Annotated in this window: 14 protein-coding genes; 2 read left to right on the top strand and 12 right to left on the bottom strand. The window is 34.1% G+C overall.

What is annotated here, in order from left to right; all coding sequences use genetic code 11:
- Positions 1 to 42: 42 nt before the first annotated feature.
- Genes Q0X14_RS12740 through Q0X14_RS12725 form a run of 4 tightly spaced genes read right to left on the bottom strand, consistent with a single transcriptional unit; the run spans position 43 to position 4,795 of the window.
- Entirely contained in the window at positions 43 to 2,052 is a 2,010-nt protein-coding gene (locus tag Q0X14_RS12740) for a S8/S53 family peptidase (RefSeq protein ID WP_297839259.1), read from the bottom strand.
- Positions 2,053 to 2,065: 13 nt separating this feature from the next.
- Complete coding sequence (metG, locus tag Q0X14_RS12735; protein WP_297839256.1) at positions 2,066 to 4,105, bottom strand: methionine--tRNA ligase; 2,040 nt, start codon at positions 4,103 to 4,105, stop codon at positions 2,066 to 2,068.
- 49 nt (positions 4,106 to 4,154) lie between these two features.
- Positions 4,155 to 4,571 carry a type II toxin-antitoxin system VapC family toxin gene (locus Q0X14_RS12730; RefSeq protein ID WP_297839254.1) on the bottom strand — a complete coding sequence of 139 codons (417 nt, stop codon included), beginning with the start codon at positions 4,569 to 4,571 and terminating at the stop codon, positions 4,155 to 4,157.
- Positions 4,568 to 4,795: a type II toxin-antitoxin system prevent-host-death family antitoxin gene (locus Q0X14_RS12725; protein WP_297839251.1), complete on the bottom strand. Its 228-nt coding sequence runs from the start codon at positions 4,793 to 4,795 to the stop codon at positions 4,568 to 4,570. The genes Q0X14_RS12730 and Q0X14_RS12725 overlap by 4 nt, the downstream gene beginning before the upstream one ends.
- 108 nt (positions 4,796 to 4,903) lie before the next feature.
- On the opposite strand from Q0X14_RS12725, the gene Q0X14_RS12720 reads away from it, so the two are divergent.
- The gene (locus tag Q0X14_RS12720) at positions 4,904 to 6,424 is read left to right on the top strand and encodes a serine hydrolase (RefSeq protein WP_297839248.1); all 1,521 of its coding nucleotides are present in this window, start codon (positions 4,904 to 4,906) and stop codon (positions 6,422 to 6,424) included.
- A gap of 2 nt (positions 6,425 to 6,426) precedes the next feature.
- Here Q0X14_RS12720 and hisIE read toward each other — a convergent pair whose 3' ends face one another.
- From hisIE to hisG, 8 genes are read right to left on the bottom strand one after another with little or no spacing between them, the layout of a single operon-like run.
- On the bottom strand, positions 6,427 to 7,029 hold the full coding sequence (hisIE, locus tag Q0X14_RS12715; protein WP_297839245.1) for a bifunctional phosphoribosyl-AMP cyclohydrolase/phosphoribosyl-ATP diphosphatase HisIE: 603 nt from the start codon (positions 7,027 to 7,029) through the stop codon (positions 6,427 to 6,429).
- Entirely contained in the window at positions 7,026 to 7,778 is a 753-nt protein-coding gene (gene hisF, locus Q0X14_RS12710; protein WP_297839242.1) for an imidazole glycerol phosphate synthase subunit HisF, read from the bottom strand. The genes hisIE and hisF overlap by 4 nt, the downstream gene beginning before the upstream one ends.
- Positions 7,768 to 8,487, bottom strand: a complete 720-nt coding sequence (gene hisA, locus Q0X14_RS12705; protein ID WP_297839239.1) for a 1-(5-phosphoribosyl)-5-[(5-phosphoribosylamino)methylideneamino]imidazole-4-carboxamide isomerase — start codon at positions 8,485 to 8,487, stop codon at positions 7,768 to 7,770. Before hisA ends, hisF begins: the two co-directional genes overlap by 11 nt.
- Complete coding sequence (hisH, locus tag Q0X14_RS12700) at positions 8,484 to 9,068, bottom strand: imidazole glycerol phosphate synthase subunit HisH (protein ID WP_297839236.1); 585 nt, start codon at positions 9,066 to 9,068, stop codon at positions 8,484 to 8,486. Before hisH ends, hisA begins: the two co-directional genes overlap by 4 nt.
- Positions 9,065 to 9,661 (bottom strand): imidazoleglycerol-phosphate dehydratase HisB, encoded by a 597-nt coding sequence (hisB, locus tag Q0X14_RS12695; RefSeq protein WP_297839233.1) that lies wholly within the window; start codon positions 9,659 to 9,661, stop codon positions 9,065 to 9,067. The genes hisH and hisB overlap by 4 nt, the downstream gene beginning before the upstream one ends.
- Positions 9,658 to 10,707, bottom strand: coding sequence for a histidinol-phosphate transaminase (gene hisC, locus Q0X14_RS12690; protein ID WP_297839230.1), 1,050 nt, complete (start codon positions 10,705 to 10,707; stop codon positions 9,658 to 9,660). Before hisC ends, hisB begins: the two co-directional genes overlap by 4 nt.
- Entirely contained in the window at positions 10,704 to 11,984 is a 1,281-nt protein-coding gene (gene hisD / locus Q0X14_RS12685) for a histidinol dehydrogenase (protein WP_297839227.1), read from the bottom strand. Before hisD ends, hisC begins: the two co-directional genes overlap by 4 nt.
- Positions 11,981 to 12,853: an ATP phosphoribosyltransferase gene (gene hisG / locus Q0X14_RS12680; RefSeq protein WP_297839224.1), complete on the bottom strand. Its 873-nt coding sequence runs from the start codon at positions 12,851 to 12,853 to the stop codon at positions 11,981 to 11,983. Before hisG ends, hisD begins: the two co-directional genes overlap by 4 nt.
- Before the next feature lie 306 nt (positions 12,854 to 13,159).
- On the opposite strand from hisG, the gene Q0X14_RS12675 reads away from it, so the two are divergent.
- A complete protein-coding gene (locus tag Q0X14_RS12675) occupies positions 13,160 to 14,380 on the top strand; it encodes an aminotransferase class I/II-fold pyridoxal phosphate-dependent enzyme (protein WP_297839222.1) in 1,221 nt (406 codons plus the stop codon).
- Positions 14,381 to 14,430 lie beyond the last annotated feature (50 nt).

The following is a 14,430-nucleotide window of genomic DNA, read 5'->3' as shown; positions in this document are numbered from 1 at the left end:
ACCACTTTATAAAATCAAGGTAAATTCCGTTAAATGGTATAATCATTTTAACAGAATCATCTTCTTTATTTCAGAATAATTACCTGCTTGCAATTTGTAAAAGTAAGTTCCGCTTGACAGATTTGTAGCGTTAAACTCAATCTCATAAAATCCCGGTAGCTTTTCTTCATTAACGAGAGTTGCAATTTCTCTGCCTAACAAATCATAAACTTTAAGCGTAACAAATTGCCGACTGCCAATTGCATACTGCAGATTGGTTGTTGGATTAAACGGATTGGGAAAATTCTGATGTAGTATAAATTCCTGAGGTATTTTAATATCAACCATCACTTCAGTAGTATAACTTTCATCACCATTGTAATCAATTTGTTTCAGACGATAATAAATTTTATCTGATTTAATATCATTATCAGTATAAGTATAGGTTACACGATTTGTAGTTGTGCCATTTCCATTTACAAAAGCAATAGTCTGGAATTGTTCGCCATCGTATCTTTTCTGAACCTCAAAACCATAATTATTTTTTTCTGTAGAAGTAATCCAGGTGAGTTCTACAGCATTACCAAGATAATTTGCTGTGAAACTTGTAAGCTCAACAGGAACAGCAATTTCATTTAAAGCATCAAGTGCTTTGAGAATTCCCCAACCATAGAAATTATCAGGAGTATTACTTCGTGAAGATGTTTGTCGAAGTATGGTTCTTAGTTGAATCGGAGTTAAGTTTGGGTTTGCCTGAAGTAACAAAGCAACGACGCCTGCGGAAAGCGGACAGCTGAAAGAAGTTCCGCTTACATAAGTGTATTGAGTAGTGCCTGATGAACGGGCAGCATAAACATTGCTACCCATCGCCATAAAATCAGGTTTAATTCTACCGTCGAATGTTGGTCCAAAAGAACTGAAGCTGACACGAGTACCAGATGCATCAACAGCACCGATAGCAAATACACTATCACCGTCTGCCGGCGCTACTAATGAATTTGGTGTACTTCTCCAGCCTTCATTGCCAGCAGAGTTAACAACGACTATTCCTTTTTTCACAGCAAGATCAGCGGCAATCGTAATGATTGCTGTATTACCATTCATATCCTGCCAGGTGTAACTTGTAAAAGGCGGATCATATTCCAAATATCCAAGTGAAGTAGAAGTTACATCAACTCCAATGCTATCAGCCCATTCAAGTGCTGCGACCCAGTTATCTTCTTCAACGGGTGTTTCGCTATCAGTGTTTTCCGTTTTTGCAAGAATGTAATTTGAACGGTAAGCCGGACCAATCAGATTGCCGGGTGCATATCCACCAATTACAGAAAGAGTATTTGTTCCGTGGGAACCAGTTCCCATATCTCCTTCATCGCCTACATTCGGATCACCGTTAACAAAATCCCACATTGCAATTATATTCATTGAATCGAATGCGACATGCGCAAGGTTATTAAATCCTGCGTCCATTACACAAATTGTTACACCGGAACCATCATAACCTAAATCGTGAACTGCGGGAACCTGAAGTTGATTAAGCTGAGTATATGACTGTCCATAGTTGAGTGAATGAACTCCTTCCGGCTGCGGACCATAATTAAATTTTTCAATTCCGTTCTGATTAAATTCAAGTTCATCATCAGACTTTTTAAAAGTCTTCACCACATCAACAGATTTTATGAAGTTAAAACTTAAAATATTTTCAATCGTATTTTTATCTGCATATCCGCTAACTGCATTCAACCATTTTGATTTTTGTTTAATCTGAAATCCGTTATCTATCAATGTTTGAACATATTCCTGATTCAGTGGCAAATCTGTAAAATCAATTAAATGCTCGGAATCAACTTTTGCTCTTCTCTGAAGAGATTTTTCAGATAAGATTAAGTGGGGATTTGAATAATATGATTGCGGGGAACCGCCTTTGTCAGTAAAATAAATCCATACTAGAATTTTCTCTGATGCATTTACTGAGTTTAGCTTCGTTTCAAGTGCCGGAGAAATCTTCTGAAGCATTGATTGTGGATTAATAAAAATGCTGGTAAGTATTACCAACACAAGAACTATCTTTTTCATAGCCGACCTTATATTATTTAACTCTCGTTCCGTTTTTAACTTTTTCAGGAACAGTTAAAACATTAAGACCACCGTCTTCTTTTTCAACTGCCAGAATCATCCCCTTTGATTCCAAACCCATTAATTTTGCGGGTTGCAAGTTAGCAACAATCACTACTTTTTTACCAACCAAATCTTCGGGATTATAACTTTTTGCTATACCTGCAACAACCTGTCTTTCTTCATTTTCTAATTTTACTTTGAGGCGAAGCAGTTTTTCACTTTTCTTTACTTTTTCTGCCTCAATAACTTCTGCAACTCTAAGTTGTACTTTCATAAAATCTTCGTAAGAAACCAGTTCATCTTTCTTTGCTTCTGTTTGATTTGTTGAACCAAGTTTATTTATCTGAGCTTCAATTTTTTCATCTTCGATTTTTGGGAATAGAATTTCTGCCTGATTTAGTTGATGCCCTGCTGCAAGCTGAGGTTTACCACACAATTGCCAATCAACCGGCTTTGCATTCAACATCTTGAAAAGTTTTTCAGATGAAAATGGCAGCACAGGTGAATATAATTCAGCTAATGTGTAAATAGCTTGCAGGCAAATGTTGAGCGTAGTTCCACATCTTTCTTTATCTGACTTTACAGTTTTCCAGGGCTCGGTGTCATTGAAATACTTATTTCCTTCACGCGCAAGATTCATCAATTCATTAACACCATCTTTTATTTTATAATGTTCAAACAGGTCAGCTATTTTTTGTGGATAAGATTCGATAGCTTTCAACATCTCTTCATCAATTTTTTCAAGCTTCCCGAGAGATGGAACTTTTCCATCAAAATGTTTGAACACAAAGGTAAAAGTGCGGTTGATAAAATTACCAAGTATATCAGCAAGTTCGCTGTTGTTTCTTAACTGAAATTCCTTCCAGTAAAAATCCGTATCACGATTCTCAGGTAGATTTGCCGCAAGGCAGTAACGCAAGGGGTCTGCAGGAAATAAATCGAGAAATTCATCAACATCAATTCCCCAACCTCGACTTTTTGAGAATTTCTTACCTTCAAAATTCAAAAACTCATTCGCAGGAACATTTTGAGGAAGACAATATTTATCAGAGTTGCCTTCATTCCACGCCATAAGAATTGCAGGAAAAATTATTGTATGAAAAACAATATTATCTTTCCCGATGAATGCAATGTATTTAGTATTTTCATCCTGCCAATACTTTTTCCACAAATCAGGTTGATTAACTTTTTGCGAATATTCTTTTGTTGATGAGATATATCCAAGCACTGCTTCGAACCAAACATAAATTACTTTTCCATCAGCACCATCAATAGGAACTTTGATTCCCCAATCAAGGTCTCGTGTTATTGCCCTGTCTTTAAGTCCGTCTTTAAACCAACCACGACAATACTGAAGCACATTTTCTTTCCAGCCATATTTTTTATTCATTTCATCAATGTACTTTTCAAGTGCCGGTTGATACTTACCTAATGGAAAATACCAGTGAGATGTTTCTTTTAGTACAGGTCTTTCTCCGCTAACTTTACTTACCGGATTTATCAACTCAGATGGATCATATAACGAACCACAAACTTCGCATTCGTCACTTCTTGCCTGCTCGTTTCCGCATTTTGGACAAGTGCCTTCAACATATCTGTCGGGTAAAAACATTTTAGCTTTTTCATCATAAAACTGGAGTGATTTTTTTTCAATCAGTAATCCTCTGTTATAAAAGTTAAGGAAAAATTCTCTCGCAGTTTCGTGATGAATAGGAAGACTTGTTCTTGAGTAATTATCGAAGCTAATTCCAAATCGTTCAAATGCTTTTTTATTCTGCTCGTGGTAACGGTCAATTATAACTTTTGGAGAAACTTTTTCTTTATCAGCACTGATTGTGATTGGAACACCGTGTTCATCAGAGCCGCAGATGTAAATGACATCATCTCCATTTAATCTTTTATAACGTACATAAATATCTGCGGGAAGATATGCTCCGCTTAAATGACCAAGATGAATTGGTCCGTTTGCATAAGGTAAAGCAGATGTAACAAGAACTTTTTCTTTAGCCAATTTATAATTCCTGAATATTTTCTAAATAAAGAACATAAATGATTTTGAACTATTCAATAAACTTTACTTTCAATCCTGCTTTTTTAGCTGCGACGGATTGTCTTTTATCAGATGTTATAAATAAATCCGGTAACCAAAGAATTGCAGAGGCAATGTGAATAGCATCAAGTGTTCTGAGATTATTTTTTTCAAGCAAAGTTATTGATTTAGAGACAACTTCCGGAATAACATTAATTATTTCCAGCTCTTCAAACTCTTCTATCATTCTGTTTTTTATTGTCAGATAATCTTTTCTTTTAATAACTTTTTCGCGAAGTCTTCTGTTTAATGCTGAAATAATTTCAGGGAAGCATATACTTGAAACAGAAATAACCGAAGCATCAATACATAATGATTCAACTTCATCGCTTCCTGTCTCTTCAATAAACCTTTTTGCAAAAGCAGAGGAATCAAAAAACAATCTCACTTTTCTCTTTCTTCCAAAATTGCAGAAGATAAATTTCTACCTTTTATTACCAGTCTTAGTGCAGGTTTCTTCAAAGGTTTCTCCCCTTCTTCAATTTTATCTGCAGGGACAATCTTAGCGATTGGTTTTCCATGTCTCATAACAATTACCATTTCACCTTTTTCAACGGCTGAAAGGAGTAAAGAAGCGTTATTTCTGAATTCAGTAAAGTTTATAGTTCTCATATTTAATTTCTGATTATTTTGTACACGAATGTACAGAATTCTCTCTACATAAAAAAGTAATTGAAATTTACTTTTCGTAGTTTTAGGATAACAATTACAGGATTTTATATGAAAAACATTAAGATCACTTTAGTCTTTACATTAGTTTTACTGATAGATTGTTTTTCTCAAACTATCCCAACATTTATCACTGACAGTCTTGATACTTATGTTAATCGTGGACTTCAGCAATGGCAAATTCCCGGCGCTGCTGTACTTGTTGTAAAAGATGGGCAAATTGTGGTTGCGAAAGGTTATGGAGTAAAAGAACTCGGAACAAATGATAAAGTTGATGCAAACACTTTATTTATGATTGGCTCAAATACAAAAGCATTCACAGGAACAGCATTGGCACTACTTGAGCAGGATGGAAAACTTAATCTTGAAGACAAAGTAGTAAAGTATCTTCCGGATTTTAAAATGAAAGACGAATGGGTTACGCAACATCTGAATCTTCTTGATATTGTTTCTCACAGAACGGGACTTGAAACATTTCAAGGCGATTTTATGTATTGGACATCCGATTTAACTGCTGATGAAGTAATTCAAAAATTCGGAATGCTAACTCCCAAATATGATTTCAGAACAAAGTATGGTTATACAAATGCTGGTTATGCAATTGCAGGAAAAGTAATTGAGAAAGTGTCCGGACTGACCTGGGCAGAATTTGTTAAAGAGAAAATCTTTAAACCGCTTGAAATGGACAGAACAGTCCCTTTATCTGTAGATTATATGAAAGCAGAAAATATTGCAAGACCTCATACATTTGTTGATGGTAAGATGAGTGTTATTCCAATTCAAAATATTGATAATCTGGCTCCTTGCGGAAGTATTGGTTCATCAATTAATGATTTATCGCATTGGGTTATTGCACAGTTAGACAGCGGCAAATACAATGACCAAACTGTTATTCCATTTTCGGTAATTCAGGAAACGAGACAACTTCTTTCAATTCAAAGAAGAGTCCGGCATCCTTACAATAAAACACATTATTCACTTTACGGAATGGGTTGGGCATTTCAGGATTACGAAGGAAGAGAAATGATTATGCACACAGGCGGTGTAAATGGATTTGTTACTTCTGTTACTTTAATTCCGGAAGAAAAACTTGGAGTAGTCGTTTTAACTAATACTGATCAAAATGCTTTCTTTCAATCTTTGAAATGGGAAATTATTGATGCTTATCTTGGTTTACCTTATAGGAATTATGATTCAACTTTTTATGCGGGATTTGTTAAACGACAGGAAGCAAATAACAAATGGCTAAAAGAAGTTCGAGATTCTGTAGCGATGAAAATCAAACCTGAATTAAGTTTATCAGAGTTTGAAGGAAAATATAAGCATGAGGTTTATGGTTTTGCCGAATTGAAAAAAGTTGGTGATAAACTTGAACTAACATTAGAACATCATTCCAAACTAAAAGGGAAACTCGAGTACATTGGTAACAACAGATTTCTTTGCACTTACTCAGATCCGACTTACGGAATAAAAGTTTTTCCGTTTGAAATTGAAAATGGTAAAGTAAAATCTTTTGATTTATATGTTGATGATTTTATTGATTACGAGGCTTACAAGTTTGTTAAACAATAAATTTATTTATGTCTCGATTCAAGTTCTGTAATTACATCAGATAAATTAATATCATTATCCTGTAACATTACAATTAAATGATAGAGCAGGTCTGCGGATTCATAAATAATCTCGCGCCTGCTTTTATTTTTAGCAGCAATGATAACTTCCGTTGCTTCTTCTCCCACCTTCTGAATAATTCTATCAGAACCAGATTTAAATAATTCTGTTGTATAGGATCCTTCTGGCAAATTTTTCTTTCTCTGATAAATCAAATCATTTAAGTATCCGAGAAACTTCAAATTATTTTTTTCTAATCCAAAACAGGAATAGTTACCGGTATGACAGGTTGGTCCTTGTGGTGTTGCATAAACAATGATTGAATCATTATCACAATCCGTGATAATATCTTTTACGAACAAAAAATTTCCTGAGGTCTCTCCTTTTGTCCAAAGTGCGTTTTTAGTCCTGCTGAAGAAAGTAACTTTATTAGTTTCAATTGTTTTCTTAAGTGCCTGCTCATTCATAAATCCAAGCATAAGTATTTTGTCAGTTTCCGAATCAACAATGATTGCGGGAATTAAACCGTTTAGCTTACTGAAATTTAATGTTGAAATGTCAATCATAATCTTACATTTACTCCTTTTTGAAAAAGAAAAGATTTTAATTCTGAAATTTTTAATTCCTGATAATGGAACAAACTTGCAGCTAGACAAGCGTCAGCACCAGCATTGAAAGCATCAAGAAAATGTTTTTTATTTCCAGCACCACCAGAAGCAATAACAGGAATGTTAACAAGCTTTACAAGATTTGAAATGAATTCAACATCATATCCGCTTTTTGTTCCATCTTTATCCATTGATGTAAGAAGTATTTCACCTGCACCAAGATATTCTACTTTCTTACACCACGAATAACCTTCCCAATCTGTTTCTTCTCTTCCACCTTTGATAAAAACTTTGTAATTGTCAGAAATCTTTTTTACATCTACTGCAACGACAATTGCTTGTGAACCAAATCTTTTTGCTGCATCCGAAATCAGTTTTGGATTTTTTATAGCTGAAGTATTTAATGAAATTTTATCTGCACCATTGTTAAGCAAATCCGAAATGTCTTTAATGTCTGAAATTCCTCCTCCTACAGTAAAAGGAATTCTAATAACAGAAGAAACATCTTTAACCAACTGAATTAATGTTTTTCTCTTTTCAATTGATGCTGTTATATCAAGAAAAACAAGTTCATCAGCACCTTCCTGATAATATCTTTCAGCCAACTCAACTGCTGAGCCCGCATCACGGAGATTTATGAAGTTAGTTCCTTTTACAACTTTACCATCTTTTACATCAAGACAAGGAATAATTCTTTTAGCCAGCAATTTTCTTTAACTCCTTCAAATCAATTTTATTTTCGTAAATAGCTTTACCAACAACTGAAGCATAGATATTTAATTCTTTTAGTGAACCTAAATCCTGCAAAGAGCTTATTCCGCCGGAAGCAATAAAATCTGCAGAAGGAAATTCAGACAGAAGATTTTTGTAAAGTCCGAGATTTGGTCCTGTAAGCATTCCATCTTTCTTGATATCTGTGCAAAGAAATGTTTTTACATTTTTTGAAAGACAATATTTTATGTGATCGCTCAATCTTACTTCAGAATTTAATGTCCATCCTTTAACCATAACATAATCATCTCTGACATCAACTGAAGCAATAATTTTTTCAGGACCGATTTCCGAAATAATTTTTTCAAACTCTTGTTTATCGATTACTGATATTGACCCAATAACTAATCTGTCAACTCCTTTATCAATCAGCATCTTTGCATCACTCAGATTTCTAATTCCTCCGCCAACCTGAATTTTAAGTTTTGTTTCTGCTTTTATTCTACCAATCAATTCTGTAATAAATAGTTTTCCGGATTTGGCTCCTGACAAATCAACTATATGCAGCCATTCAAAACCAAAATCAGAAAAGGTGCGAGCCATCTCAAACGGATCATCGGAATAAACTTTTGCAGAATTGTATTCGCCTTTTTCAAGTCGTACAAGTTTGTTATCGAGAATATCAATTGCAGGAATAATTTTCATAAGCTTAAAAAGTTTTTAATTATCTGGATTCCTTGTCCAGCGGATTTTTCCGGATGAAACTGAACGCCAAAAAAATTTTTATATCTGATTGATGACGAAAAGTTAATCTCATAATTACAAACCGAAGTTGTAAATTGATTCTCAGACAGATAATAAGAATGAGCAAAATAAAAAAACGAATTTTCAGGAATATTTCTTAATAGATTTTCGTCATCGAAATTATTTATACTATTCCATCCCATATGTGGCACTTTTGATTTTGTAGAATCAAATTTTTTCACATCAACAGGAATAACATTCAAACAATCGGCATCACCTTCTTCGGTTTTTCTGCAGAGCAATTGCATACCAAGGCAAATTCCAAGAAAAGGTTTAGTTAACTTTTTAATTGGTGATATCAAATCAAGTTGCTGAAGTTTACTCATAGCACTTAAAGCTTCGCCAACTCCGGGTAAAATAATTTTTTCAGCATTTGAAATAATTTCTTTATCGTTTGTCAAAACAAACTCAGCGTTTAAATCTTTCAGAACATTTATCACTGAAGCTGTGTTTCCGGCACCATAATCAATTAATGCAATCATAATATTCCTTTCGTTGATGGAATACGATTATTGTTTCTTTCATCAAATCTTGCAGCTTCATTTAATGATTTTGCAAATGCTTTGAATATTGATTCAATTTTATGATGATCATTTTCACCTTTTGCTTTAATGTAAATGTTGGCTTTCATTGAATCTGCCAATGCTCTGAAAAATTCTTTTGTTAACTCTGTTGGGAATTCACCTACTTTTTCTCTTTTGAAATTACAATTGAAGTTAAGATAACTTCTCCCACCCAAATCAATTGTGCAAACTGCAACTGAATCATCCATTGGAATAAAAAAACCATAACGCTGAATTCCTTTTTTATCACCAAGTGCTTTGCGGATTGCTTCTCCGAGAGCAATTCCAGTATCTTCAACTGTATGATGTTCATCAATTTGTAAATCACCTTTAACTAAAATTTGCAGATCAAGATTTGCGTGTCTTGCAATTTGCTCAAGCATATGATCAAAGAAACCAATTCCTGTTTTTATTCTTGATTTGCCGTTTCTATCAAGATTCAACTTAACAGAAATTTTTGTTTCTTTCGTGTTACGAGTAACAACTGCTTTTCTTTCAATTGTGTTTTTCAATTTAACTTCCTCAGGGTTTTAATTAATAAATCATTTTCCTCCTGATTACCAACAGTAATTCTCAGACAATTTTTAAGTCTTTCATCATCATTTCGCATTCGCACTCTGATTTTTTTATCATTTAAATAATCAAATACAAATTTGGCATTATTCATTTCTACGAGAAGAAAGTTAGCTGCAGAAGGAAAAATCTTTTTTACAAAATTCAACTTTGATAATTCTATGATTAATTTTTCTCTTTCTTCAATGATATTCTTAACAAATAAATTTTTTCTTTTGGAATTTTGAATTGCTTTTCTAATCGTATTGGAAGTTAGTTTATTTATTGTGTAAGGAGCTTTTATTTTGAAAAGAAGATTAATAATCAACTCATCAGCAATACAATAACCGCAACGAACACCTGCAAGTCCCCAAGCTTTTGAAAATGTTCTGGAGATAATAACATTATTAAAAGCAGAGATTTGATTGATGGATGAATTTTCTTCAGCAAAATCAATGTATGCCTCATCAATGAAAATTATTCCTTCAAAACTTTTAGCAAGACTTTTTATTCTTTCTACGCTCAATAAATTGCCAGTCGGATTGTTTGGCGAGCAAAGAAAAATCATTTTGGTATTTCTATCAATTGCGTTTAATGTTTTTTCCAGATTCAAATCAAAATTCTCATCAAGATTGACTGACTTAACTTCAACATCATTAACAGCACAAGCAACCTGATACATTCCATAAGTTGGTGTTGGGATAATTACATTTGATTTTCCCGGTTCGCAAAAAATTCTGATTGAAAGATCAATTATCTCATCAGAGCCAACCCCAAAGAAAATTTTATCGGATGATATGTTGATTACTTCCGATAAAGCTTTTCTTAATTCTTTTTGATGTGGATCCGGATAACGATTTAAATCAACTATATCAGATTCGATAACACTTCCAAAAGAGTTTTCATTTGCGTCCAGAAAAATTCCATCCTGATAGATATCTCGCGCTGAGGTGTATGGCTTTAAATTCAAAATATTTTTTCTTACCAATGTTTCAATGTTTCTCATTTCAACCTCACTTTAACAGCATTAGCGTGCGCCTGAAGAGACTCTGTTTCAGCTAATTTGATAACTGTTTCCGATAAATTTTTCAAACCTTGTTTACTGATTGACTGAAATGTTATAGCTTTCATAAACATCTCAACACTAACTCCACCGGTTGATTTCGCAAATCCGTAAGTCGGCAGCGAATGATTCGTACCTGATGCATAATCTCCTGCACTTTCCGGTGTGTACTGACCGACAAAAACAGAACCAGCATTGATAACTTTGTTTAAGAATTTATCAGCGCTTTTTATGTTGATGATAAGATGTTCGGGTGCGAACTTATTTGAAAAATCAAATGCGTCTTCAATTGATTTTGTTATCAAACAAAAAGAATTTTTTAACGAAGCTTCTGCAAAATTTTTTCTATCCAAAAATCTTAATTGATTTTTTATTTGCTTTACTACCTGTTGATAAAGTGTTTCGCTGTCAGTAACTAAAATTGCTAACGAATCCTTTCCGTGCTCAGCTTGTGATAATAAATCAGCGGCAACAAAAGATGGATTGGCAAATTTATCTGCAATTACAAGAACTTCACTTGGTCCGGCAATCATATCAATCGAGCAGCCATCAGGATCAATACTAACCAAACTTTTTGCCTGAGTTACATACTGATTTCCCGGTCCAAAAACTTTATCAACCTTTTCAAAGTTCTCATCACCATAAGCTAATAATGCAATCGCCTGAGCACCACCGATTTTTATGAATTCACTTATGCCGCAAAGTTTTGCAGCAAACAAAATTGATGGATGAACTTTATCATTTGTTGGTGATGCTGCAACAACTCTTTTACATCCGGCAATCTGCGCAGGAATGCCAAGCATTAGCATTGTTGAAGGAAGTGGTGCTGTTCCTGCAGGTATGTATAATCCAACATTCTCTATTGGAATAATTTTTCTTTCACACTTTACTCCTTTTACTGTCTCAAAAAAATAGTTTTTAGGAATTTGTTCTTTGTGGAATTTATAAATGTTTTTGTAAGCGGATAAGATTGCTTCCTTTGTTTTTACATCAAGAGTTTTTTCAGCTTCTTCGAATTCGCGTTTGGTTACATATATTTCCTTTGAAGAAAATCCATCAAACTTTTTTGCATATCGCAAAGCTGATTTTATTCCGTTTGATTTAACATCAGATAAAATATTTTCAACGCTTTTCCGAACAGAAACTGATGAAAGATTTTTTCTTTTAGTCAGTTTTTTTATTTGTGCTTCACTGAGATTTTTTAAGTAATATTTTTTCATATGATTATATTCTCAATTGGTAATAATAAAATTCCCGATGCGCCGGCCGATTTCAGATCATCAACAATTTCCCAAAATTTTTCTGCTGGTATAACAGCATGAACAGCAAGTGATTCATCATCAGCAAGTGGCAGAACTGTCGGACTTTTAAGTGATGGAATTATCTGCAAAATATTTTTAAGAGAATTTTTAGGAACATTCATCATAATGTATTTTGAATTCTTTGCATTAAGCACGGATTCAATTCTTGAAAGAAGTTTAAGAAAGATTTGATATTTATCCGAATGATTTTTCAGATTTTTATTTTTTATAAGAACCGCTTCTGATTCCAGCACACTGATTGATGATTTCAGTTTATTCAGCTTCAAAGTATTTCCGGTTGAAACAAGATCACAAATGTAATCTGCAATACCAAGTGACGGAGCTGCTTCAACACTTCCACTAATGTTAACAATCTTTGCATCAATTTTATACTGTCTGAGGAAGTCTTTAAGAATATTTGGAAATGATGTTGCGATTCTTTTACCATTTAGATCTTCAATGTCCCGTAAATCATCATTTTCAGGAATTGCAATTCTCAGACTACATCTTCCAAATCCGAGTTTCGTAACTACTTTTACATCTGCTTTGGTTTCGTAAAGAACATCCTGTCCAACAATTCCCAGTTCAGCAACACCATCCTGAACATATTCAGGAATGTCATCATCACGAAGGAAAAGCAAATCAAGTTTAAAGTTCCTTACACTAACAACAAGTCTGTCGTTAAATTTTTCTATATCAAGATTGCAATTTTTAAGCAACTGAAGAGAGCTATCAGATAATCTTCCGCTCTTCTGTATTGCAAGTTTCAGATTTCCATTGTTTTTCATTTAAACTCCTTTAAAACAAAAAACCCGACTTACGCCGGGTTTAGTTCAATTATGTTTCTAACAAATTAAATACACATCACCGGCGCACTCCAAGAGCGTTAGAATGATGATGATGGTGATATGTATTATTAAAATTTTTCATCGCTTGCACAAAAATAAAAATTATAAATCATTTGTCAATAAGAACTGTGAGTTTAATTTAACTTTGGATATCAAAGAATACAGTTCTACAGATAAAACTTTCTTTCAAAAAAATTTTCTTAAGTTTGAGCAGTAAATTTTTATCATTATTAATTGGAATGTTCTATGAAAAACCATTCAAAATTCGATTTTCAAACCAAATGTGTCCATTCCGGCATTGATGAATATGAATACGGAGCAGTAGTTCCACCGATTTATCAAACTTCAACATTTAAGTTTAAGAATGTAAAACACGGTGCATCACTCTTTGCAGGCGAAGAGAAAGGTTATATCTACACAAGAATGCTTAATCCAACTGTCGAAGCAATGGAAAATGCTATTGCTGCTTTGGAAGGCGGACATAAAGCGCTTGGTTGTGGTAGCGGAATGGCAGCAATCAGTACTATATTTATTACACTTCTTCAATCCGGAGATCATGTTGTATGTTCATCTGCTGTTTACGGACCAACAACCACGGTACTGAATACCGTAATGAAAAAGTATGGAGTTGAAACCACTTTTGTTGATTCATCAAACAGTGAGAATGTTAGAAAAGCAATTAAACCAAACACAAAAGTAGTTTATATCGAAACTCCCGGTAACCCGACGCTTTGTATTTCTGATATTGGGGAGATCTCGAAAATTGCTCATGAACATAAAGCTACTGTTGTTGTTGACAATACTTTTATGAGTCCGGCACTACAAAATCCGCTTTTACTTGGAGCTGACATTGTAATGCACAGCTTAACAAAATTTTTAAACGGACACGCTGATGTAGTTGGTGGAGTAATTGTAGTAAAAGATGAAGAAACATATCAGCAGTTCCGAAAAACATTAAATCAGCATGGCGGAGTAATAGATCCGTTCAATGCTTTCCTTGTACATCGCGGATTAAAAACACTTGCAATCAGAATGGAGAAGCATTGTCAAAATGCACAAAAGATTGCAGAATGGCTTGAGAAACATCCTCTTGTAAAATCAATAAGATATCCGGGATTAAAATCTCATCCGCATTACAAAACAGGATTAAAGCAACACAAAGGTCCGGGCGGAATGATATCAATTGAATTAGCTGGTGGAATGGAAGCCGGAAAAATCATGATGGATTCTGTAAGATTATTTCAGTTGGCAGTAAGTCTTGGCGGTGTAGAAAGCTTAATTCAGCATCCGGCAAGTATGACACATTTCTCAATGGGTAAAGAAGCTCGAGAAGCTGCAGGAATTACAGATGGTTTAGTTCGCATATCAGTTGGAATTGAAAATGTTGATGATTTAATTGCAGATTTGGAGCAGGCACTAAATAAGGTGAAAGAAAATATTCCCAAAGAATTTGAGTTGCATGTTTGATTTGAACGTTTAATAATATTAGAGAGCGGACAACTTGTCCGCCCTTTTGA

Origin of the sequence: Ignavibacterium sp. (genome assembly GCF_025998815.1) — a bacterium.
GTDB lineage: Bacteria > Bacteroidota > Ignavibacteria > Ignavibacteriales > Ignavibacteriaceae > Ignavibacterium.
Note: the sequence above shows the minus strand (reverse complement) of the source record. Positions and strands in the feature narration are given on the sequence as shown.